The 23,690-nt window shown below is 70.7% G+C and carries 16 protein-coding genes; 4 read left to right on the top strand and 12 right to left on the bottom strand.

Annotated features, from left to right (window positions below; translation table 11 throughout):
- Positions 1 to 64: 64 nt before the first annotated feature.
- The 4 genes from KI385_RS18205 to KI385_RS18220 form a co-directional block, all read right to left on the bottom strand.
- On the bottom strand, positions 65 to 5,026 hold the full coding sequence (locus tag KI385_RS18205) for an NAD-glutamate dehydrogenase (RefSeq protein WP_238573235.1): 4,962 nt from the start codon (positions 5,024 to 5,026) through the stop codon (positions 65 to 67).
- Between the two features lie 481 nt (positions 5,027 to 5,507).
- Positions 5,508 to 6,170: an HAD family hydrolase gene (locus tag KI385_RS18210; RefSeq protein ID WP_238577735.1), complete on the bottom strand. Its 663-nt coding sequence runs from the start codon at positions 6,168 to 6,170 to the stop codon at positions 5,508 to 5,510.
- A 104-nt stretch (positions 6,171 to 6,274) separates the two neighbouring features.
- Positions 6,275 to 6,784, bottom strand: a complete 510-nt coding sequence (locus KI385_RS18215; protein WP_238573236.1) for a DUF6912 family protein — start codon at positions 6,782 to 6,784, stop codon at positions 6,275 to 6,277.
- Between the two features lie 180 nt (positions 6,785 to 6,964).
- A complete protein-coding gene (locus tag KI385_RS18220; protein ID WP_238573237.1) occupies positions 6,965 to 7,186 on the bottom strand; it encodes a hypothetical protein in 222 nt (73 codons plus the stop codon).
- Between KI385_RS18220 and KI385_RS18225 the strand changes: the two genes are divergently transcribed.
- Positions 7,152 to 7,904 carry an Rv3235 family protein gene (locus tag KI385_RS18225; protein WP_238573238.1) on the top strand — a complete coding sequence of 251 codons (753 nt, stop codon included), beginning with the start codon at positions 7,152 to 7,154 and terminating at the stop codon, positions 7,902 to 7,904. The two genes, KI385_RS18220 and KI385_RS18225, sit on opposite strands and share 35 nt — an antisense overlap.
- A 102-nt stretch (positions 7,905 to 8,006) precedes the next feature.
- On the opposite strand, the gene secA is transcribed toward KI385_RS18225, so the two are convergent.
- Positions 8,007 to 10,841, bottom strand: coding sequence for a preprotein translocase subunit SecA (gene secA / locus KI385_RS18230; RefSeq protein ID WP_238573239.1), 2,835 nt, complete (start codon positions 10,839 to 10,841; stop codon positions 8,007 to 8,009).
- 250 nt (positions 10,842 to 11,091) lie between these two features.
- Here secA and KI385_RS18235 point away from each other — a divergent pair, with 250 nt between their 5' ends.
- Positions 11,092 to 11,724, top strand: a complete 633-nt coding sequence (locus tag KI385_RS18235) for a GNAT family N-acetyltransferase (protein ID WP_238573240.1) — start codon at positions 11,092 to 11,094, stop codon at positions 11,722 to 11,724.
- 102 nt (positions 11,725 to 11,826) lie between these two features.
- Positions 11,827 to 13,053: a winged helix-turn-helix domain-containing protein gene (locus KI385_RS18240; RefSeq protein ID WP_238573241.1), complete on the top strand. Its 1,227-nt coding sequence runs from the start codon at positions 11,827 to 11,829 to the stop codon at positions 13,051 to 13,053.
- A gap of 100 nt (positions 13,054 to 13,153) precedes the next feature.
- Here the strand turns inward: KI385_RS18240 and KI385_RS18245 are convergent, their stop codons facing one another.
- The 7 genes from KI385_RS18245 to mtnA form a co-directional block, all read right to left on the bottom strand.
- Entirely contained in the window at positions 13,154 to 13,915 is a 762-nt protein-coding gene (locus KI385_RS18245) for a response regulator (protein ID WP_238573242.1), read from the bottom strand.
- A 233-nt stretch (positions 13,916 to 14,148) separates the two neighbouring features.
- A complete protein-coding gene (gene hpf, locus KI385_RS18250; protein ID WP_238573243.1) occupies positions 14,149 to 14,835 on the bottom strand; it encodes a ribosome hibernation-promoting factor, HPF/YfiA family in 687 nt (228 codons plus the stop codon).
- Between the two features lie 289 nt (positions 14,836 to 15,124).
- Positions 15,125 to 15,868: a ComF family protein gene (locus KI385_RS18255; protein ID WP_238573244.1), complete on the bottom strand. Its 744-nt coding sequence runs from the start codon at positions 15,866 to 15,868 to the stop codon at positions 15,125 to 15,127.
- A gap of 250 nt (positions 15,869 to 16,118) precedes the next feature.
- A complete protein-coding gene (locus tag KI385_RS18260) occupies positions 16,119 to 18,002 on the bottom strand; it encodes an LpqB family beta-propeller domain-containing protein (protein ID WP_425356924.1) in 1,884 nt (627 codons plus the stop codon).
- Positions 17,992 to 20,175 (bottom strand): MtrAB system histidine kinase MtrB, encoded by a 2,184-nt coding sequence (mtrB, locus tag KI385_RS18265; RefSeq protein ID WP_425356925.1) that lies wholly within the window; start codon positions 20,173 to 20,175, stop codon positions 17,992 to 17,994. Before mtrB ends, KI385_RS18260 begins: the two co-directional genes overlap by 11 nt.
- Before the next feature lies 1 nt (position 20,176).
- Entirely contained in the window at positions 20,177 to 20,854 is a 678-nt protein-coding gene (gene mtrA, locus KI385_RS18270; protein ID WP_128511972.1) for a two-component system response regulator MtrA, read from the bottom strand.
- Positions 20,851 to 22,023 (bottom strand): S-methyl-5-thioribose-1-phosphate isomerase, encoded by a 1,173-nt coding sequence (gene mtnA, locus KI385_RS18275; protein WP_238573246.1) that lies wholly within the window; start codon positions 22,021 to 22,023, stop codon positions 20,851 to 20,853. The genes mtrA and mtnA overlap by 4 nt, the downstream gene beginning before the upstream one ends.
- Before the next feature lie 152 nt (positions 22,024 to 22,175).
- On the opposite strand from mtnA, the gene KI385_RS18280 reads away from it, so the two are divergent.
- Entirely contained in the window at positions 22,176 to 23,678 is a 1,503-nt protein-coding gene (locus KI385_RS18280; RefSeq protein ID WP_238573247.1) for a DUF7847 domain-containing protein, read from the top strand.
- Positions 23,679 to 23,690 lie beyond the last annotated feature (12 nt).

The raw sequence follows: 23,690 nt of genomic DNA on the forward strand, positions 1-23,690 counted from the left end.
CCCGGCCGGCGCTTTTGTCAGCCCGTCCGGCATTCGAGGACACGGGCGCCGAGGCGCCCCCGCCTCAGCTGTGCGTACGCAGCAACGTACGCATGGTCCGCATGGCGACGGACAGGTTCGCCAGATCGAAGCCCTCCGACCCGTGGATCTCCTCCAGCGTCGCCCGGGCCCGGCTGAGGATCGCCGCGTTCGCCTGCTCCCAGGCCTTGAACCGCTGCTCGGGCGTCGAGGTGCCGTTGCCCACCGACAGCACATCGGCGGTCAGCGCCGCATGGGCCGCGAAGAGGTCCTCGCGGATCGAGGCGCGGGCCATCGACTGCCAGCGGTCGTTACGCGGCAACTCCAGGATACGGTCGAGGAGTTGGTTGATCCGCAGCCGCTCACCCAGGTCGTAGTAGACCTCGGCGACCTCCAGCGGCTCCTTGCCCATGCGGTCCGCGACGGCGACGATGTCCAGCGCCGGGAAGACCGAGGAGAAGCCGGACACCTGGACGGCCAGCGGCTCGGGCACACCCGCGCCGGTCAGCTCCTCCAGAATCGTCTCGTACCACTCCAGGTCGCTGCCCTGCAGCAGCTTCGGCAGCTCCGCCCAGACCTGCTCGACCCGATCCGAGAAGAAGTCGATGGTCGGCGACAGCTCCAGCGGCTGCGGGCGGTTGTTGAGCAGCCAGCGGGTGCCGCGCTCGACCAGCCGGCGTGAGTGCAGCCGGATCCGGGTCTGGACATCGGCCGCGACGACATTGTCGAGCGCCTCGACATCGTCCCAGACCTGGTTGAGCCGGAAGATGGCGCGGGCCGCGGTGTGCGCCCGGACGACCTCTTCGAGGGAGGCGCCGGTCTCTTCCCGCATACGGTGCAGGAAGCTCGTACCGCCGGTGTTGACGGTGTCGTTGACCAGCACCGTCGTGACGATCTCCCGGCGCAGCGCATGCCCGTCGACCTGCTCGGCGAAGCGGTCGTAGAGCGCCGAGGGGAAGTAGGCGTGCAGCAGCCGCTGGAGGTAGAGGTCGTCCGGCAGCCCAGTCTGGATCAGCGCATCGGCGACCGTGATCTTGGTGTACGCCAGGAGCACCGCGGTCTCGGGCTGGGTCAGCCCGCGGCCGGCGTTCAGCCGCTCACGGATCTGCCGGTCGGCGGGCAGGAACTCCAGCGCCCGGTCGAGATGGCCGTCGCGCACCAGGCGGCGCATGAAGCGCTGCTGGGCGTGGAGCATGCTGGAGGACTGGGCCTGTGCCAGCGCCAGCGCGGTGTTCTGCGCGTAGTTGTTGCGCAGCACCAGCGCGCCGACCTCGTCGGTCATCTCGGCGAGCAGCTTGTTGCGCTGCTTGACCGTCATGTCCCCTTCGGTGACCACGGCGTTGAGCAGGATCTTGATGTTGACCTCGTGGTCGGAGGTGTCCACACCGGCGCTGTTGTCGATCGCATCGGTGTTGATCTTCCCGCCGGCCATGGCGAACTCGATCCGGCCCAGCTGGGTCAGCCCCAGGTTGCCGCCCTCGCCGACGACCTTGACCCGCAGGTCCTCGCCGTTGACGCGGATCGCGTCGTTGGCCTTGTCGCCCACGTCGGCGTTGGACTCCGCCGAGGACTTCACATACGTGCCGATGCCGCCGTTCCACAGCAGATCGACCGGCGCCTTGAGGATCGCCCGCATCAGATCGGCCGGGGTCATCTTCTTCACGCCGGCCTCGATGCCGAGGGCGGCCCGCACCTGCGCGTTGATCGGGATGGACTTGGCCGAGCGCGGGTGGATGCCGCCGCCCTGGGAGAGCAGCTCGGTGTTGTAGTCCGCCCAGGACGAGCGGGGCAGTTCGAAGAGCCGGCGGCGCTCGGCGTACGACGTCGCCGCGTCCGGGTTGGGGTCGATGAAGATGTGGCGGTGGTCGAAGGCGGCGACCAGCCGGATGTGCTCGCTGAGCAGCATGCCGTTGCCGAAGACGTCACCGGACATGTCGCCGACGCCGACCACGGTGAAGTCCTGGGTCTGGGTGTCGTGGCCCAGCTCGCGGAAGTGCCGCTCGACCGACTCCCAGGCGCCGCGGGCGGTGATGCCCATGCCCTTGTGGTCGTAGCCGGCGCTGCCGCCGGAGGCGAAGGCGTCACCGAGCCAGAAGCCGTACGACTCGGCGACCTCGTTGGCGATGTCCGAGAACGTCGCGGTGCCCTTGTCGGCGGCGACGACCAGGTAGGTGTCGTCCTCGTCGTGGCGAACGACGTTCCGCGGGTGCACGACCTCGCCGCCCACGAGGTTGTCGGTGATGTCCAGCAGACCGGAGATGAAGGTCTTGTAGCAGGCGATGCCCTCGGCGAGCCAGGCGTCCCGGTCCAGCGAGGGGTCCGGGAGCTGCTTGCCGACGAAGCCGCCCTTCGCGCCGACCGGCACGATGACGGTGTTCTTGACCATCTGCGCCTTGACCAGGCCGAGGATCTCCGTACGGAAGTCCTCCCGGCGGTCCGACCAGCGCAGACCACCGCGCGCGACCTTGCCGAACCGCAGGTGGACGCCCTCGACCATCGGGGAGTACACCCAGATCTCGTACGCCGGGCGGGGCGCCGGCAGGTCGGGGATGGCCTGCGGGTCCAGCTTCATCGACAGGTAGGCGTGCGGCCGGCCCTGGCTGTTCTTCTGGTAGTGGTTGGTGCGCAGCGTCGCCTTGATGACGGTGAGGAAGGACCGCAGGATCCGGTCCTCGTCCAGGGAGGCGACCTGGTCGAGCGCGCCGTCCAGCTCCTCCAGCAGCCCGTCCGTCAGCTCCGTGCCCGCCCTCTGGCGGTCCGGGGACATCCGCGCCTCGAAGAGCGAGACCAGCAGCCGGGTGGTGTGGACGTTGTTGGAGAGGGTGTCCTCCATGTACGTCTGGCTGAAGGTCGACCCGGCCTGCCGCAGGTACTTGGCGTACGCCCGGAGGACCATCGCCTGGCGCCAGTTGAGGCCGGCCCGCAGCACCAGCTTGTTGAAGTTGTCGCTCTCGGCGGCGCCGGTCCACACCGCCGTGAACGCCTCCTGGAAGCGCTCGCGGGCGTCGTCACCCTTGACGTGCTCCGGCATCCGCAGGCCGAAGTCGTAGACCCAGGCGATGGTGGAGTCGGCGCAGCGCAGCTCGTGCGGGCGCTCGTCGATGACCTCGACGCCCAGGCGGTTCAGGCCGGGCAGCACCCGGGACAGCGAGACCGGCTCGCCCCTGCGGTAGATCTTGAAGCGGCGTTCGCCGGGGCCCGCGCCGACCGGCTCGTAGAGGCTGACCGAGAAGTCGTGGCCCGGCTCGCCGGTGAGCTTCTCCAGGTGCTGGAGGTCGGCGACCGCGCTGCGCGGGCTGTTGTCGGCCTTGTAGCCCTCGGGGAAGGCGTGGCCGTAGCGGCGCAGCAGCTCGGCGGCGCGCTCCTCGCCGACCTCGGCGATCAGCGCCTCGGCGAAGCCGTCGGCCCAGGAGCGGGCGGCCTCCACCAGCCGGCTCTCGATGCGGTCCGCATCGGCGTCGGTGAGGTCCGGGAGGGTCGCACCGGGCTCGACACGGATGACGAAGTGCAGCCGGGACAGGACCGACTCGGTGTTCCAGGCCGTGAAGTCGACGCTGGTGCCGCGCAGCTCCTCCTTGAGGATCTCGATCAGACGCAGCCGGACGCCGGTGGTGTAGCGGTCGCGCGGGAGGTAGACCAGCGCGGAGTAGTAGCGGCCGTACTCGTCCTGGCGCAGGAAGAGCCGCAGCCGGCGGCGCTCTTGGAGGTAGAGCACGCTGGTGGCGATGGACCGCAGCTCGTCGACCGGGGTCTGGAAGAGCTCGTCGCGCGGGTAGGTCTCCAGGATCTGGAGCAGGTCACGGCCGTCGTGGCTGTCCGGGCTGAAGCCCGCGCCTTCGAGGACCTCGACGACCTTGCGGCGGATGACCGGGACCCGGCGCACGGACTCGGTGTACGCGGCCGAGGAGAACAGGCCCAGGAAGCGCCGCTCACCGATGACATTGCCCTGCTCGTCGAACTTCTTCACCCCGACGTAGTCGAGGTAGGAGGGGCGGTGGACGGTGGCGCGGCTGTTGGCCTTGGTCAGGATGAGCAGCTTGTGCTCACGGGCCTTGGCGCGGGCGTCGGCGGGCAGCCGGTTGAAGGACGGCGAGACGGGGTGGCCGGCGTCGCTCTCGCGGTGCGGCGGGTCGGCGCGCAGTATGCCCAGGCCCGTGCCGGGCACGGCGGTCAGCACGTCTTCCTGGGTGCCGCCCTCACCGGGCGCGGAGGCGAGCTCGTACTCGCGGTAGCCGAGGAAGGTGAAGTGGTCGTCGGCCAGCCACCGCAGCAGCTCCTGGGCCTCCTCGACCTCCATCTCACGCAGGTCGTCGGCGAGCGGCTCGGAGGGCATCTCGTCGGCGATGCGCAGTGCGGCGCCGCGCATCTTGTCCCAGTCCTCGACGGCCTCGCGGACATCGGACAGCACCCGTCGCAGATCCTTGGTGATCTGCTTGAGGTCCTCGCGGTCGGTCTCGCGGTCGGTCTCGACATGGATCCAGGACTCGGTCACCGCGTCGTGCGGCAGCTTCGCGGCCTTGCCCTTGCCGGTCCTGCCGTGCGCGTCGCAGCTGGAGTCGAAGACCTCGATGAGCTTGCCGGTGACATCACGGCGGACGATCACCTGCGGGTGGATCACCAGGTGGATACCGCGGCCCTGTCGCGACAGCTCATTGGTGACCGAGTCGACCAGGAAGGGCATGTCGTCCGTGACGACCTCGACGACGGAGTGGCTGGAGGTCCAGCCGTTCTCCTCGACGGTCGGGGTGTGCACCCGGACGTTCGCGGTGCCCTGCGGGCGCGTCTCCGCGAGGCGGTAGTGCGAGAGCGCGGCGCCGAAGACGTCGTCCGGGTCACGGTCGACGAGGTCCTCGGGGGCGGTGTGCAGGTAGTAGCGCTGGAGGTATCCCGCAAGGGTGTCCGGGTCGAGACCACGTACCGGGTGCTTGCCCCCGGTCGGGCTGCTATCAACGACCCGGGCGGCCCTTGCGAGCAGCTCGTTCTTGGCTTCGTCCAGCTTGGTCTGCATGTCCTCTGGCTCCTGTCGCGCGCCGTTGCGTGACGTTGTGGAAGAACGTTGGGGAAGCCGCACAACGCCGCCGCGACGCGGAGTGTCCTGTCGCTGTCGACGCTATGCCGCGATGAGAGAAGGCCGTGCCGTTATCGACAATCTTTGACAATGTCGACATGGAGTGTTGGCCGCAAAGACCAGCGACCGCCCGGTCACGGTGGTGCCCCGGGCGCACGGCAGGGGCCTCGATGCCCCCGCGGGTTATCGCGCTGATCACGGTGCAAGGCTATCGCTCCCGACACGGGTGCCGTCATGGGCCGTGTACGTACAAAACCTCAGCCCGAACTTGGACCCTCTGGACAAGGCGGTGCCGGGGTGGAATATGCGTGGCCGCGTGGCGGACGCAGGCCCGGCCCGCCCGGCGAAGAGCCGCGCATGGGGACGTATGGCGAGCGTGCCACCCGGAGGCGGGCAGGCCCCTGGGACACGACGGCGCCCGCTAGGAAGCGAGGGCGCCCGCCAGCTCGACCGCCTCGGCGAGGCTGTCCACCACCGGCACCCCGGCGGCCTCCAGACTCCCGCGGCTGTGCGAGCCGCCCGTGTACAGCACGGCATGCGCACCCGCGTCCCGCGCGGCCACCGCATCGTCCACCGCGTCACCGATCACCACCGTACGCCCCGGGTCCACCCGCTCCAACGCCGCCAGATGCCGCACCATCTGCGCGCTCTTCGTGCCCCCGGACGGCCCGGTCCTGCCTTCCACCAGCACGAACCGCGACTCGATCCCGAAGCCCCGCACGAGCGGTATCAGCTCGTCATGCCCGAACATGCTGAGAATCGACTGGCTGTGCCCGGCCGCCTGCCACCCCTCCAGCAGCAGATCCACACCCTCGGCGAGCCCACAGCCCACCCGGTGCTCGGTGTAGTGGCGGTGGAACGCCTCGTCCATCACCAGCCACTCCGCGTCCGTCGGCAGCCGCCCCATCAGCCGCTCGTAGAACCGCGGCACGGGCACGCAGTACAGCTCCCGATACGTCTCGAGCGTGATCGCCTCCAGCCCGATCTCCGCGAAGGCGGAGTTGGTCGCCCCGATGACGGCGTCGACGTCATGGAACAGCGTGCCGTTCCAGTCCCAGACGATGTGTGTGACGTGCTTGGCCATACCGTTCCCCATGCGGTTCCCCAGGTCGTTTCCCGTGCGCTTCCCCATGAAGGAAAAAGTACCCGCCGCCACTGACAACGCAGCCGGACCGGCGGGTTCGCCCCTCACTTGATCAGTTCGGGGATCTCCTGCACACCGAACCACATCAGATCGTGGTCCTCCGCGCCGTCCACGGTGAACTGCGCATCGTCATCGCCCTGGTCCGCCGCGCCGAGCGCCGCCGCGGCCGCCGCGACATCCGCCTCCGCGTCCGCGGCATCCACATGCACCGCCGCCGCCTCGGACAGCGGCACCGGTCCGGCGAGGCGCACCTCACCCAGTGCGGACTGGTCCAGCCCGCGGTCCGGATCCGCGACCGCCGCGCCCTCCGGCACGTCCACGGCCACCACCACGCGCCGCCGCGCCACCTGCGGGTTCCCGGCGAGCAGCCGCAGCGATGCCTGGGCCGCGCGGTTCAGCGCCGCGTACTCCAGCTCCTCGATGTCGTCCGAGACGTACCACTCGCGCAGCGCCGGCGTGACGGCGTACGCACCCAGCGGGCCGGGGCCGCCCAGCTCGCCGTTCTTGTGCGCCTCTGCGAGACCGGAGAGGGTCAGGGGGACATAGACGCGCATGGCAGCCGCTTCCGCTCGATTCGCTCGACTCCGAAGATTGCCCCGCCAGCATACGGGCGTGAGTCCCCCATCGTGCCGCCCCCACAACCCCCGTGCCGCGCACCCCGACCCGGTCCCCCGCCCCGCTCCCAAGGCCTCACACCGGGCCCGCGCCACGGACGGGTGAACTCTGCGCACCCCTCATCGCCACCCGCCCGCGCCTTGCCGCCGCCCCGGCTCCGTCGATACGAAGATCCCCACCAAAGCTACCGCCCAGTAATCCACCGGGCCCGGCACAACGGGGGCGAGCACTGCCATGACCGACACCGACGACACCACGACGAACACCCGGACAAGCAGCACGACGAGCAACATGACGAACAGCACGATGAGCAGCACGACGGGCGGCACGACGGCGAACACCGCGCGCGCCCTCACCGGGCGCCCCGCACGGCCCGCCGCGCCCACTCCGCAGGACGCCGCCAAGACCCGCGACATCCGCCTGCGTCCGGCGGCGCCGGGGACCGCCCCGACCGTTCCCCGGCCCCGGCGCGCCCCCGGCGACCGCCGCCCCCTCGGCCCCGCCGGCAGCGGCCCCGGCACGGCCGGTCGGGGGCCCGGCTCCGCGGGCCGCGGCCCCACCCGTACCGGCCCACGCCTCGGCCGCCCCACCGGCCCTGCCGCCGCCGTTGGCCGACGCCCCGGCCCCGGAGCCCCCGCCACCCCCGTCAACGCCGCAGGCGCCCCGCTCCCGACCGTCGGGGCGCAGCGCCGGGCACACGAGAGCCGGCCGCATCACTGGTTCGCCCATCAGCTGGTGCTCACGCTCAGCGGGCAACGGCCGGTGCACGCCCTGCTCGGGCATGCGCTGCCCGCCGCGTACGACCGGCTGGCCGAGCTCGCCCCGCAGGCGCCGCTGTGGCCGGCCCTGGGTCCGGACCGGCCGGGGGCCGTCCCGACCGTGCGGAACTGCGGGCTGTGCAGGCCGCGCCGCGGCGTCATCGAGGCATTCGCCCGGATCGCGGCGGGGGAACGGCTGCGGGCCCTCGCCTTCCGGCTGGAGCTGGGCGCCGACTCCCGGTGGCGCTGCGCCGCCCTGGACATCGGCCCCACCCCCGCCGTCCGGGCCCCGGCCTCATGACCACCCGACGCAAAGGCGCCCCGGCCGTTCTCCGGCCGGGGCGCCCTCTGCTACGCGGCCCCGGCACCCCGTGCCGGATCACCGCTCACTGCTTACTTCTTATTACTTCTTACGGCGACGACCGGCGCTCTTCTGGGCCTTGCGGCGCTCCGCGCGGGTCAGTCCGTCCGCCTCGGAGCGGGCCGGGGTGCCGGCCTCGTCATCGCTGATGAAGTCGCCCTCGACGACGCTGCCCTCGCCGTCCACCTTGGGAGCGGAGAAGTGCAGCCGGTCCGGCCGCTGCGGCGCCTCCAGGCCCTTGGCGTGGATCTCCGGGCGCCCCGCACCGGCGGGCACGACATCCTGCGCGGCCTTCTCCAGCGAGGGCTGCTCCGCCGCTTCCTCCACCGGAACCTCCTCGACCTGCTGCTCGACCTGGACCTCCAGGTTGAACAGGTAGCCGACGGACTCCTCCTTGATGCCCTCCATCATGGCGGTGAACATGTCGAAGCCCTCACGCTGGTACTCGACCAGCGGGTCCTTCTGGGCCATCGCCCGCAGGCCGATGCCCTCCTGGAGGTAGTCCATCTCGTAGAGGTGCTCACGCCACTTGCGGTCCAGGACGGAGAGCACGACCCGGCGCTCCAGCTCGCGCATGACGTCCGAGCCGAGCTGCTCCTCACGGGCCGCGTACTGCTCGTGGACGTCGTCCTTGACGGCCTCGGCGATGAACTCGGAGGTGATGCCCGCGCGGTCGCCGGCCTCCTCCTCCAGCTCCTCGACGGTGACCTTGACCGGGTAGAGCTGCTTGAACGCGCCCCACAGACGGTCCAGGTCCCACTCCTCGGCGAAGCCCTCGACCGTCTCCGCCTGGATGTAGGCGTCGATGGTGTCGTCCATGAAGTGCTTGATCTGCTCCTGCAGATCCTCGCCCTTCAGGACGCGGCGGCGCTCGCCGTAGATGACCTCACGCTGGCGGTTGAGCACCTCGTCGTACTTCAGGACGTTCTTACGCGTCTCGAAGTTCTGCTGCTCGACCTGCGACTGGGCGGAGGCGATCGCCCGGGTCACCATCTTGTTCTCGATCGGGACGTCGTCGGGGACGTTGGCCATCGCCATGACCCGCTCGACCATCTGGGCCTTGAACAGCCGCATCAGGTCGTCGCCCAGGGAGAGGTAGAACCGCGACTCGCCGGGGTCGCCCTGACGGCCGGAGCGACCGCGCAGCTGGTTGTCGATCCGGCGCGACTCGTGCCGCTCGGTGCCCAGCACGTAGAGGCCGCCGAGCTCCTTGACCTCTTCGAACTCCGCCTTGACCGCGGCCTCGGCACGCTCCAGGGCGGCGGGCAGCGCGGCCGCCCACTCCTCGACGTGCTCGACCGGGTCCAGGCCCATCTGGCGCAGCTCCGCCTCGGCGAGGTCGTCGGGGTTGCCGCCGAGCTTGATGTCCGTACCGCGGCCGGCCATGTTCGTGGCGACGGTCACGGCGCCCTTGCGGCCGGCCTGGGCGACGATCGACGCCTCCCGGTCGTGCTGCTTGGCGTTGAGGACCTCGTGCGGCACTCCGCGCTTGTTGAGCTGCTGGGAGAGGTACTCGGACTTCTCCACAGAGGTCGTGCCGACCAGGATCGGCTGGCCCTTGCCGTGCTTCTCGACGATGTCCTCGACGACCGCGTCGAACTTCGCGGGCTCGGTGCGGTAGATCAGGTCCGGCTGGTCCATGCGGACCATCGGGCGGTTCGTCGGGATCGGGACGACACCGAGCTTGTAGATCTGGTGGAACTCTGCGGCCTCGGTCATGGCCGTACCGGTCATGCCGGAGAGCTTGCCGTAGAGGCGGAAGAAGTTCTGCAGGGTGATCGTGGCGAGCGTCTGGTTCTCGTCCTTGATCTCCACCCCTTCCTTCGCCTCGATGGCCTGGTGCATGCCCTCGTTGTAGCGGCGGCCGGCGAGGATACGGCCGGTGTGCTCGTCGACGATCATGACTTCGCCGTCGATGACGACGTAGTCCTTGTCGTTCTTGAAGAGCTCCTTGGCCTTGATCGCGTTGTTGAGGTAACCGACGAGCGGGGTGTTCACCGACTCGTACAGGTTGTCGATGCCCAGCCAGTCCTCGACCTTGCTGACACCGGACTCGTGGATGCCGACGGTGCGCTTCTTCTCGTCGACGTCGTAGTCGCCGGTCTCCTCGATGCCGCGCTGCGGGTTGGCGGCCTCGCCCCGCTTCAGGCGCTGCACCAACTTGGCGAAGTCGCCGTACCACTTGGTGGCCGAGTCCGCCGGGCCGGAGATGATCAGCGGCGTACGGGCCTCGTCGACGAGGATCGAGTCGACCTCGTCGACGACCGCGAAGTTGTGGCCCCGCTGAACGAGTTCGTCCTGCGACCAGGCCATGTTGTCACGCAGATAGTCGAAGCCGAACTCGTTGTTCGTGCCGTACGTGATGTCGCAGTTGTACTGCTCACGACGCTGGGCCGGCGTCATGTCGGCGAGGATGCAACCGACCGACAGACCCAGGAACTTGTGGACGCGCCCCATCATCTCGGAGTCGCGCTCGGCCAGATAGTCGTTGACCGTGATCAGGTGGACGCCCTTGCCGGACAGGGCGTTGAGGTACGTCGGGAGCGTACCGACCAGGGTCTTGCCCTCACCGGTCTTCATCTCGGCGACGTACCCCATGTGAAGGGCCGCGCCGCCCATCAGCTGGACGTCGTAGTGCCGCTGGCCGAGCACCCGCTTGGCGGCCTCGCGGACCGTGGCGAACGCCTCGGGCATCAGGTCGTCCAGGCTCTCGCCGTCCGCGTACCGCGCTTTGTACTCGTCCGTGAGCGCCCGCAGCTCAGCGTCGGAGAGGGCCGCGAAGTCCTCCTCGATGGAGTTGACCTGGCCCGCGATGCGGTGCAGTTTGCGCAGGATCTTTCCTTCGCCTGCACGCATGATCTTCGTCAAGACGGACACTTGGGCTGGTCTCCTTGCCGGTCGGGCCTGCACGGTCGAGTGCGCGGGCGCGGCATTTTCCAAGGGGGCAGGCCCCGCCGCAACGGCCATCGTAAGGGAGGACGACGCCGGGCCGGGAGGTGCGCCGCAGCGAACCCCGCTATCCCCTCCTCACGTGAACGCGCAAGGCCGCGAGAAGGTGCCGGGCAGGTGCCCCGAATCCCGGCGAAAACCCTTCGCCGCGCTCTTCGCGACCTTGCAGACTCACCACATGAAGCCCGTCACCCTCACCACCGAGCGCCTCGTGCTGCGGCCCTTCGAGCCCGCCGACGCGCCCGCGGTCCACGCCGCCTGCCAGGAACCGGACATCCCGCGCTGGACGAGCGTCCCCTCGCCGTACGGCCTCCGGGACGCGGAGCAGTTCGTCGGCACGATCGTCCCCGAGGGCTGGCGCGACGACACCTCCTACAACCTCGCCGTCGTCACCAAGACGGACGGTGCCCTGGTCGGCGCGATGGGCCTGGTACGCCTCGCCCAGCTGCGCACCCCCGAGCGGCAGGCCGAGCTGGGCTACTGGACCGCCAAGGAGCACCGCGGCCAGGGGTACACCGTCGAGGCGGCCCGCGCGGTGGTGCGCTGGGCGTTCCGTGATCTCGGGGTGGAGCGCATGGAGTGGCTCGCGGAGGCCGGCAACGAAGGCTCCCGGGCGGTCGCCCGCAAGGTCGGCTTCCGGATGGAGGGCACCCTGCGCGCCAAGCTGCTGTACCGGGGCACCCGCCGGGACGTCTGGATCGGCTCGCTGCTCCCCTCCGACCTGCCCGAGGGGTTCGAGGGGTTCGAACCGTCCGGCTCCACCGGCACGCCGGTCCCGGACACGACGCCGTATCTCCCTTACCCCGGCTGAGCACCGCGGGCGGGCACCCCGAGCGGGCCCCGGCACCGTCCCCACCAGCGGTCATGCGCAGGCCCGGGGCCGTTGTCAGTGCCCGCCCCTACCCTTTCCCGCATGACCGCCGTGACCCAGCCGACGCCGCTGCCGAAGCCCGTGACCACCCTGTCCCGCGACGACGCCCGGCGGACAGCGCTGCGGGCCCAGGGCCTGCTCGGCGCCCCGGACCGCCGGGCCGGCGTGCGCGGGGTGCTGCGGCATCTGGGCGCGGTGCAGCTGGACACGATCTCGGTGCTGGCCCGCTCCCATGAGCTGGTCCCGTACGCCCGCCTCGGCGCGGTCGGCCGCCCGGCCGTCGAGGCCGCCTACTGGAGCGCGAGTCCCGTCGGCGCGCCTGCGGCCCGGCCCCACAGCTTCGAATACTGGTCGCACGCCGCCTGCATCCTGCCCATCGAGGAGTGGCCGCACTTCGCCTTCCGCCGCCGCGCCCGGCGGGCCAGGGGCCACCGCTGGCACGTCATGGCGGACTCCGAGCGCTCCTGCGCCGCCGTCCTGGACCGGCTGAAGGCCGACGGCCCGCTGACCACCTCCGAACTGGGCGGCGGCAGGAACGGCGGGGAGTGGTGGGACTGGTCCGAGACCAAGATCGCGGTGGAGTGGCTGCTGGACACCGGCGAGGTGGTCTGTACGGAACGCCGCGCCTGGAAGCGCGTCTACGACCTCGCCGAGCGCGCCGTCCCGGACGACCTGCTCCATGACGATCTGGACGACGCCGAGTGCATCCGCCGGCTGGTCGCCCAGGCCGGCGCCGCCATGGGCGTGGCCACCCGCGCCGACCTGGCGGACTACCACCGTCTGAAGGGCGAGCAGGTCGATGCCGTCGTCGCGGACTCGGGTCTGGTCCCGGTCGAGGTCGAGGGCTGGGGCAAGCCCGCCTGGGCCGACCCGGCCGCGCTGACCGCACCACCCCGCGGCCGGCACCGCACGACCCTGCTCTCGCCCTTCGACTCCCTCATCTGGGACCGGCCGCGCACGGAGCGGATCTTCGGCTTCACCCACCGCCTGGAGGCGTACGTCCCGCGCCCCAAGCGGATACACGGCTATTTCGCGATGCCGCTGCTGGCCGGCGGTCAGCTGGTGGGCCGGGTGGACCCGGCCCGCGAGGGCAGCACCCTCGTCGCCCGCCAGGTCTCGATGGGCGGCCCCAAGGCCATCACCCCGATGGCCCAGGCCCTCCGGGAGGCCGCGACCTGGGTCGGCTGCGATTCCGTACGTGTCGAACGCTGCGACGACCCGAAACTGGCCGCCGCCCTGCGCACGGAACTCACCCACATGGGCGACTAGAAGGCGCCGGCCGACGACTCCGGGGGCTCGCTCACACGCCCCCGGACCCCGGCTGTCCGGTCACCGGCCCGCCGTACCTCTCACGCACCGGCGCGCTCTCTCACCGGATCTCGAGGATCTTCTCCCGCATCGCGTAGACCACCGCCTCCATCCGGGAGTGCAGCTGCAGCTTCTCCAGGATGTTGCGGACGTGGTTCTTCACCGTGTTCTCGGAGATGAAGAGTTCCTTGGCGATATCGCGGTTGTTCATGCCCGTGGCGACCAGCTTGAGGACCTCCAGCTCACGGTCGGTGAGCCGGGGCGCGGGCACCAGCCTGCGCTCGTCCGTACGCTGGATCATCGACTTGAACTCCGTCAGGAGCTTGGACGCCATCGACGGGCTGATCTGCGACTGGCCGTCCGCGACGGCACGGATCGCGGTCGCCACCTCGTCGGTGGAGATCTCCTTGAGGAGGTAGCCGGTGGCTCCAGCCTTGATCGCGTCGTAGAGATCGGCCTCTTCGTCGCTGATCGTCAGCATGATGATCTTCGCGCTGGGAGCCACCTCCTTGATGGAGGTACACGCCTCGATACCGCCGCGCTTGGGCATCCGGACGTCCATCAGCACGATGTCGGGCAGCAGATCCGCGGCCTTGTCGACCGCCTCCGCGCCATCCCCCGCCTCGCCGACGACCTGGATGTCCTCTTCCTGGGCCAGCACGATCTCCAGGCCGCGCCGGAAGAGTGCGTGATCGTCCACCACCAGGACCCGGATCGGCTCCTTGCGCGGCACGCTTACGGCCCGGCCGGCTCCGTCGTCGCCCCCGCCGCCGCTTTGGTCGTCGTCCGCGTCACCGCGCACGGGCCCGAAACTGTCCCCCACTGATCCTCCCCGTCAACTACTCGGCCGAACGGCCAGAGCTTGGAAATAAGGCTGGTTGACAACAGCCCCCCGCGGCCAGCCCGATCAATGCCATACGACCGTCTCCCCGGCATGTCGCCGTTTCGTGTCCACAAACTCCCTGGCTGGCACAAACACTATACGGCTTCAACTCCTGCTATCTCCGGGCACGATGGTGCCCCCGGCGTACGCCGGGGGCACCGAGCGGGTGGGGTTCAGCCGCCCAGCGCGCCGCCTGCGCCGCCGGGCTCCTCCTCCCCGAACGAATCGGGGTTCAAGTGGATGACGCCGTAGTCGTATGCGTGCCGCCGGTAGACGACACTCGGCAGCTTGGTGTCGGCGTCGACGAAGAGATAGAAGTCGTGTCCGACCAACTCCATCTCGTTGAGCGCCTGGTCGAGCGACATCGGTGCGGCGGAGTGGGTCTTCTCCCGGACGACCAGGGGTCCTTCACCCTGGACGTCGATGGATCCCATCCTCGTGGTCGGCACCTTCTGATCCGCTTCGGCGGCGAGTTCGCCGTTGGTGTTCAGGCTCGCGGCGTCGGGCACGGTGACGGCGACTTCGCTCGCCGGAATGCGACCGTTGCCGCGACGCGAGAAGCGCTTGTCGTGCTGCTTCCGCAGACGCGCCTCCAGCTTGGCGGTTGCCAGGTCCAGCGCGGCGTAGGGATCAGCTGCGGCCGCCTCGGCCCGGACCACCGGGCCGCGGGAGCGGAGGGTGATCTCCACTCGGTCGGAACGGTCGGCCTGCCGCGGATTGGGCTCCTTGGACACCTCGACGTCCAGGCTGATCACCTTGGCGTCGAGCTTCTGGACTTTGTCCAGCTTCAGCTTCTCGGCCACGTGCTTGCGGAACCGCTCGGGCACCTCGGTCTTGCGGCCCTTGACGACGATGTCCACGCAGAACTCCGTTCCCGGATCGCTCCGCTCATCCAGCGGGGCAATTCCTTCTTGCACCAGGCTCCGGTGGTTGCCGAAGCCTCGGACTTGGCGACTTTCACCTCCTCCTCCCCCGACGACAAGCTCTCCACTCCCCCGTTTTCAGGGTCGCTGCAAACGCCCCTGAACGCATTTATCGCGACATCCGAGGCAAAACATCCGCCAAGTCCTCACAACCGAACATAGCTCTCCGGGACGGATGTCGGCACCCCCTCGGAGCCCTCAGCTCCGTTTGGGTGACCTTTCGTCCTCAACTACTTGCCACGGGGAATTCCTTTCCCCGGCCGGCCGGACGGTGCACCTCGATTTCGAAAGCGGTGCTCGGCGCCGCCACGACCGCCGCACCGATCACCCTGCCGTCGGCCGCCGCGACAGCCCGTGCCGCCTCGGCGAGCGTGGCTCCCGTCGTCACCAGATCGTCCACCAGCACCACTGGCCGCCCCGTCAGCAGCCTCCTGGCCCCGCCCGGCACCTCCAGTGCACCCGCGACATTCGCCAGCCGCTGCCGGGCGCTCAGCCCCGCCTGGTCGGCCACCGCGCGACGCTGCCGCAGCACCGCGAGCACCCGGGCGCCCGCCCCGGCCCGCCGCAGCTCGCCGGCCGCCGCCAGCGCGATCCTGCGCACGGGATCATGCCCCCGGCCGGCCACCGATCTTCGTGCCGACGGCACCGGCACCAGCAGCAGCGGCCCGCCAACGGCCCGCAGCCCCCGCACCGCGCCGGCCAGCACCGCCCCCAGCGGCCCGGCCAACCGCAACGCACCCCGCTCCTTGTGGGCCAGCAGCACCGCCCGCACCTCGTCGGCATACGGCGCACCCGCCCACACCCGAGGCAGCCCCGCCGGCCCCGGCCGCGGCCGCACCCGCCGCGCCCCTCGCCCGTCCCGCGTCAGCGCCTGACGGCACTGCGCACACAGCTCCGTACGCGGCCGACCACACCCCGCGCAGTCGACCGGCAGCATCAGACCGGCCAGTTCGCGCCACACCCCCTGCATGACTCCACTGTCCCGCCGTCCGCGCCCCGCCACCACCCCTGTGGATAACCACCGCCGCAGAGATCCGGGCAGGGGGCACCGGGCAGGGACAACGGGCAGGGGGCAGGGGGCACCGAGCACGGACACCGGCACGGCCACCGAGCACGGCCACATGGGGCAGGCTTACGGGAGCGGACATACGGGTGAGACAAACGGGTGGGACAAACGGGTGGGACAAACGGGTGAGACTTCACCCGGCCGCCCCGCGGCGTCACCCGGGGTAGACCGGCGCCGTCCCGTCCTTCGCCACGGTCTTCCAGTTCGCGTCCAGAGGCAGCCGCACAATCCCCTCGGTGGCATCGGCGATCAGTGGCCTGGTCTCGTCCTCCGAGGCCGCCACCGCCTTGACGCCGTTGACACCCGGCAGCGTCTGCGCGTTGGAGGCCGAGCCGTCGGTCTCCATGAACTGCATCTGCTGGACCCCGCCGGACTCCCGCCCGACGACCACCAGCCGGCTGCCGCCCGCCCAGGACGCGGCCACCACGTCCTCCAACTGCGGCGCGATCGGCCGGAGTTCCTGCACCGAGAGCACCGGATGCGCCGAACTGCCACCGCGCTCGACCCGGCCGAGCTGAAGCGTCGTACGCCCCTTGTCCTCCACCAGGACCGCGATCCGTATGCCGTCCGCGGCCACCTTGATCGCCTTGATCCGCCGTCCGCCGAGGCCGGGCACCGCGACCTCTTCGGGGTCGCCCTTGCCCTCGCGCATCCGCAGCAGCCGCGAACCGTGCGCATCGCGGTCCGCGATCCACAGATCGCCCAGACCGTCCCAGCTCGGCGCGGTCAGCCCCTCGTCGGCGTTCTTGGCCGAGCCGGCGCTGGTCAGCAGCGGATCACCGCGCTCGATGCCGTCCTCCAGGGCGGCCACATACAGGGACCGGCCGTCGCTCGACACCCCGGCCGCGGTGTTCTCGCCGCGCGAGATGGCGACCGAGCGCAGCGGGGTCTTGCCGGTACCGAACGGCCCGCGCACCGGCGTCGGTTCGGTCGCCGAGTCCGACATGGCGACGACCTTGTGGTCGGCGTCGATGAAGTACTCCCTGGCGGGGCGCCCGGCGCGCGGGGACGGGGCGAAGTCGCGCTCCGCCTGCTCCTGGGACAGCGCACACAGCGAGTTGCCGCTGTTGTCCTGGAGCTCCACCTCTCTGATCTTCGAGGCCCGTGTCATGTCCTGGACGGTGAAGAAGAGCTGAGCCGCCATCTGCTTGCACTGGGCGGTGTCCGTGCTCACCGCCTGCTTGCTGAGCTTGACCCGCAGCGCATTGGAGTCGTCCAGCGCGAGATCACGTGTGGCAAGCCGGGTGCCGGACGGGAACGCCGACGTCGTCACCTGGTTCAGCCAGTCGGTGGGCCCGGACAGCAGCGCCTCCACACTGGCCGTGATCGGCTTTATCCGCTGCCGCAGATAGACCGGGTCCGCGACGAGCACGTTCCGGCTGGCCTTGGGCTCCTCCGACTCCGACTTGTAGGAGGCGAAGTAGTACTTGTTGACGGAGCGGTAGATGCGCTGGAAGTCGGACAGCCCCAGCACCAGCCCGTTGGGCAGCCGGTCGATACGCCACTGACCCCCCTCCTTGATGAGGTGGATCGCCTGGCGGTACGGCTTCTCCTCCGGGCTGTAGGCGTGGTTGTCGTCCACCGTCGCCACCTGGATGCCGGAGAGCGAGACCGTGTAGCCGTTCACGTCCTCGCGGTTGGGCTGCACCTGCGGCTCGGACTTCGGGCGCTCCTGGAGCACCTTGGTGGCCTGGAACGGCCGCCAGGTGCGCTTCGCCGACTTGGCCAGATACTGGGTGGCCGTACGGAAATCCGCCTCGTCGCTGGTCGTCGCGTCGAGGAAGCTGCGCACGATGTTGGTCGGCTGCGCACCGTCCTGCGGGGGTACTCCGTAGACCCGCACCTGCGAGTCGCCCTCGGCGCGCGGCGACTGGTCGACGGCCGTGACCTCTCCGCTGTCCGGCATCGACGCGCACCCGGCCAGCAGCGCCGCCGCACAACCGAGCAGGACGAACGTCCGTGCCGGCCCGGCTCCCTTACGGGTGCGCCTACGGTACGTGGTCCCCACCCCGCGCTCGCTTCCGCGCTCAGTGTCCACGCAGCCCGCCTTCCCGATCCACGCCCCGTCCGGCGTCCTGCTCGGCCCCGTCGCGCAGGACTCCGCCGCCCACAGCGCCAACGGCACCATCGACGCCGGGACCGTCGGCGGCCGTGGTCTCACGGATCGGTTCGTCGATGCGCGCACTCTCGTCGCGCGCCGCCCCTTCGCTCCGTACGCCCCCGCTCTGCGGCACCACACGGGCGCCATGGCCGGGCAGCGCGGCCGGATCGGCCGCCGTCCGGGCCAGGTCGCGCGGCTCCGAGGGGAGCGGCTCCGCGCCGCCCGCCTGCGGGGCACGCGCCTGGACCGGGATCGTGGACGCCTTGCGGCCCGCACCGGCGCGCGGCTGACCCGCCTCGTCCAGTCCTCGGTTACGCCGCGAGTCCTCCGGCTCCAGAGGTATCGGGGACCCGCGCAGCGCCTCGCCGGCCGTACGGGGCAGCGTGAGCCGGAACTGCGAGCCGCCGCCCGGCTCGCCCCAGGCCTGCAGCCAGCCGCCGTGCAGCCGTGCATCCTCGACGGCGATGGACAGGCCGAGGCCCGTACCGCCGGTCGTACGGGCCCGGGCCGGGTCCGCGCGCCAGAAACGGTTGAAGACCCGCGTGGCCTCGCCAGGCTTGAGTCCGACGCCGTAGTCACGCACCGCCACGGCCACCGCGCCGCCGCTCCGGCTGCCCGCGGAGGCGAGCCGCACCACCACGTCGCGCCCCTCCCCGTGCTCGACGGCGTTGACCACGAGATTGCGCAGTACCCGCTCCACCCGGCGGGTGTCGGCCTCGGCTATGACGGGCTGCTCGGCGCCGCGCACCAGAATGCGGGTGCCCTTGCGCTCGGCCAGCGGCTCGGCGCCCTCGATGACGCGGTGCACCACATCGCGCAGGTCTATCGGCTCGGCCTCCAGCGCGGCCGCGCCGGCGTCGAACCGGCTGATCTCCAGCAGCTCCGCGAGCAGCGATTCGAAGCGGTCGAGCTGGCCCCACAGCAGCTCGGCGGAGCGTGCCGTGGCGGGGTCGAACTCGTCGCGCGCGTCATGGATGACATCGGCCGCCATCCGGACGGTCGTCAGCGGCGTACGCAGCTCGTGCGAGACGTCCGAGACGAAGCGGCGCTGCATCCGGGACAGCTCCTCCAGCTGCTGGATCTTGACCTGGAGGTTCTGCGCCATCTTGTTGAAGGACTCGCCGAGCCGGGCGATGTCGTCCTCGCCGGTGACCTTCATCCGCTCCTGGAGGAGGCCGGCGGCCAGCCGCTCGGAGATCCCGGCGGCCATCCGTACGGGCGTGACGACCTGCCGGACCACCAGCCAGGCGATCGCGCCGAGCAGGATCACGACGAACACCCCGGCCGTCGCGAGCGTCCCCGTCACGAGCTTGAGCGACTCCTCTTCCTGGCTGAACGGGAAGAGGTAGTAGAGCTGGTACTGGTTGCTGTTCACATCGTTGAGCCGCTTGCCGATGATCAGCGCCGGCATCCCGTCGTCCGACCCGATGCGCTTGATCTGGGTGTACTGACGGAATGTCCCGGATTTGGTGTCCAGCTTCCGCCGCAGCTCGGCGGGCACGCTCCGCTCAGGGTCGACATCGCCGGAGGCGCGCGGCCCGCGGGTGCCGGGGCTGGAATCACCGAACGGTTCGTCGGAGTCGGAGCTGAGCGCCACGACCGAGAACACGCCCTGCCCGCCACTGGCGAGCTGTTCGACCAGGCCGGTCAGCCAGGTCGCGGAGTCCTGGGTGCCGCGATTTCCGGTGCGGGCGCCGTCGTCGGTCCGGGTGCCATCGGCACCGTCGGCCATCTTCTGGGCGACACCGAAGCCGCCCACGGCCTGGCTCTGCGCGGCCTGCGCCTTGGCCGTGAGCAGGCCGTTACGGACCTGTCCGACGACCACGACACCGAGCAGCAGCACCACGGCGAGCGACATCAACAGCGTGGTCGCCACCACGCGCAGCTGGATGTTGCGCCGCCACAGCCGCAGGGCAGGCAGCAGCGGCCGCCGCACCCAGCGGCTGAAGAGCCGCAGCAGGGGGTGGACCGGCCCGCTCACCGCGCCGTCGGGCAGCAGTTGCCCACCGCGCAGCAATCGAGCAATCAATCGCCCCGAAAAGGACATATCACCTGCCGGGCCAGCGGTACGCCCCCGCTTTCCCTCCGGGGTCGAACCGTCCCGGATCATCTCAGCTCGGCCCGGCCTTGTAGCCGACCCCGCGCACGGTCACCACGATCTCCGGCCGCTCCGGGTCCCGCTCGACCTTGGAGCGCAGCCGCTGCACGTGGACGTTGACCAGCCGGGTGTCGGCGGCGTGCCGATAGCCCCAGACCTGCTCGAGCAGCACCTCACGCGTGAACACCTGCCACGGCTTACGTGCCAGCGCCACCAGCAGATCGAACTCCAGCGGGGTCAGCGCGATCGACTGCCCGTCCCGCTTCACCGAGTGACCCGCCACGTCGATGACCAGGTCACCGATCGCCAGCTGCTCGGGCGTGGGTTCCTCCGAACGCCGCAGCCGGGCCCGGATCCGGGCCACGAGCTCCTTGGGCTTGAACGGCTTGACGATGTAGTCGTCGGCGCCCGATTCGAGCCCCACCACCACATCCACCGTGTCGCTCTTGGCGGTCAGCATGACGATCGGGACGCCGGACTCTCCCCGGATCAGCCGGCACACCTCGATACCGTCCCGGCCGGGCAGCATCAGATCGAGCAGGACAAGATCGGGCTTGGTCTCGCGGAAGGCAGCCAGGGCCTTGTCACCGTCCGACACGAACGACGGTTCAAAGCCTTCGCCGCGCAGCACGATGCCGAGCATCTCTGCCAGTGCGGTGTCGTCGTCGACGACCAGGACGCGTCCCTTCATTCGGCCATCATCCCATTACCTGATCGTGACTTACTCCATCGTGACGTGGAACACACCTCTGCAAGCCTGTCCCGGGTGACCGGCGAGACCACTCCGGCCTCCGTCACGATCGCCGTCACCAGCTCCGGCGGAGTGACGTCGAAGGCCGGGTTGTAGGCCTGCGCGCCCAAAGGCGCCACCGGTATCCCCGTCCCTGCCTCCGCCCCGGCGCCCTGCACAAACGGCAAAGAGAACTCCGTCACTTCTTGGCCCGGACGCTGCTCCACCTCGATATCCGCCCCCTCCTGGGTCTCCAGATCCACCGTGCTGATCGGTGCCACCACCACGAACGGAACGTGGTGGTATCGCGCCAGCACCGCCAGCGGATAACTGCCCACTTTGTTGGCGACCGCCCCGTCCGCCGCGATCCGATCCGCACCGATCAGCACCGCGTCCACCTCACCCCCGGCGAACAGTGACCCCGCGGCACCGTCCGACAGCACCGTGTACGCCATCCCCGCCCGCGCCGCCTCGTAAGCGGTCAGACGCGCCCCCTGCAACAGGGGCCGCGTCTCATCCACCCACAGCCGGCGCAGCTCACCGGCCCGGTGCGCCGCCAGCGCCACCGCCAGGGCGGTGCCCTCGCCCCCGGACACCAGCGCCCCCGTATTGCAGTGCGTGAGGATCCGGTGGCCACCACCCGGCAGCAGCTCGCCCAGCAGCGCCAGACCGTGCTCCGCCATCCGCGCGCTGGCCTCGACATCCTCGGCATGCACGGCCCGCGCCTCGGCCAGCGCCGCCGCAGCAGCCGCCTGAGCACCGGCTCCCGCCGCCACCGCCGCCCGATACGCAGCCGCGGCCCGGCGCACGCCGTACCCCAGATTGACCGCGGTCGGCCGGGCCTGCGCCAGCGCCGCCACCGCCTCCTCCACATCAAAGCCCCGCGCCGCGGCCAGCGCGACGCCATAGGCACCGGCGATGCCCAGCAGCGGCGCCCCGCGCACAGCCAGCGTCCGGATCGCCTGCACCAGCGCCGGTACGTCCGTGCAGACCAGCTCGACCTCCTCGGCCGGCAGCCGGGTCTGATCAAGAAGGACCAATACGGGCCCCTCGGGCGGCTCCTCCCAACGCAACGACGGGATGGCGAGCGCTCCGGCGCGCGCCTCGGATACCTCGTAGTGATCGCCCATTCACTCAGTCTGCCGCTGACAGCCCCTCGAACAGAAGCTCCCCTCACCCTCAGGGCACCGGTACACAACGCCTGGCGCCATGACACGATGACTGCCACCGCGGACCCCGGACCCCGGCCGCCCCGGCGGACGGGCGGCAAGAAGGAGCGACGATGAACAACTCTCCGGGCTGGGCCTCGCCCGGATCCACTCCCTCCGACGAGCCGGGCCGCGGCACTCAGGAGCAGCCCAGTCAGCCCTCCGCCCCGGAAGAACGGCCCGGCACAGCCGAGCAGCCGTCCCCGCCGAACTGGTCCAAGGAACAGCCGCCCGCCGGCCAGTGGTCGGCCCCCGCCGGCATCCCCAGCCAGAGCGGCCCCCAGGGGCGGAGCGGCCGAGGCGCCGACGACCGCACCCGTGCCTCGTCGTCCGGCTCCGGCCGGCCCGGCTGGGGCAGCCCGCAGGGCCCCGGAAGTCAGCCCCCCTGGGGCGGCAGCTGGGCCCCGACACCGCAGGCCGCCAAGCCCGGCGTCATTCCGCTGCGCCCGCTCGCCATCGGCGAGATCCTCGACGGCGCGGTCGCCACCATGCGCGCCCACTGGCGCACCGTCCTCGGCATCTCGCTGATCGTCGCGGTCGTCTCGCAGACCGCCGTCACCATCGTCACCGGACTGTGGTTCCAGGACGCCGGCCGCGCACCCACTCTGTCGAACGGCAACGTCCCGCCCCTCCGCAGCACCATGCGCGAGCTCGGCAACTCGCTCGCCGGCACCGCCCTCACTTCGGCGATAGGCCTGCTCGCCGCCCTCATCGCCACCGGACTGCTGACCATGGTCGTCAGCCGTGCCGTCCTGGGCCGCTCGGTGACCGCCGGGGAAGCCTGGCACGACGCCCGCGCCCAACTCCCGCGCCTGCTCGGCCTCCTCGTACTGCTCCCCCTGATCGTCACGGCCATATTCGCGGTCGGCGTGGCCCCCGGCGTCATCCTCACCGCCACGGGCACGCTGGACATGGGCCTGGTCCTCGCACTGTTCGGCGGACTGGCCGCCGCCATCGTGAGCATCTGGCTGTGGGTCCGCTACAGCCTCGCCTCCCCTGCCCTGATGCTGGAGAAGCAGGGCGTCATCGCCTCCATGCGCCGCTCCGCGAAGCTCGTACGGGGCTCCTGGTGGCGGGTGCTGGGCGCGCAGCTGCTCGCCTATCTCCTGATCGCCATCGTCGAGTTCATCATCCAGATCCCGGCCACCCTCATCGCCTTCCTCATCGGCGGCGAGAGCCTCATGGACTGGGCGAACGGCACCAGCAACAGCACCGGCTGGTCGTTCCTGATCGTGCTGGGCATCGGCGCCGTCATCAGCTCCACCATCACCTTCCCGATCAGCGCCGGCGTCACCGCGCTCCTCTACATGGACCAGCGCATCCGCCGCGAGGCGCTCGACCTCGAACTCGCCCGCGCCGCGGGCCTCCCCGGCTACGGCGCCGACGCCCCCACCGCCGGCCCGGCCACGCCCGCCCCCGCTGCCCAGGACCCGACCGCCACCGACGCGCCAGCAGCAGCCGTCCCGAGCACCGCTGACACACCTGCAGACGAGGCGAAGGCGGACCACACCGCGACAACCGGCAACGAGGCAGACGGTCCCGGGCAACGCCCCACCGACACCGCACCAGGAAGCTGATGCGGTGACCAC

The organism is Streptomyces inhibens, assembly GCF_022221585.1.
Lineage (GTDB): Bacteria > Actinomycetota > Actinomycetes > Streptomycetales > Streptomycetaceae > Streptomyces > Streptomyces inhibens.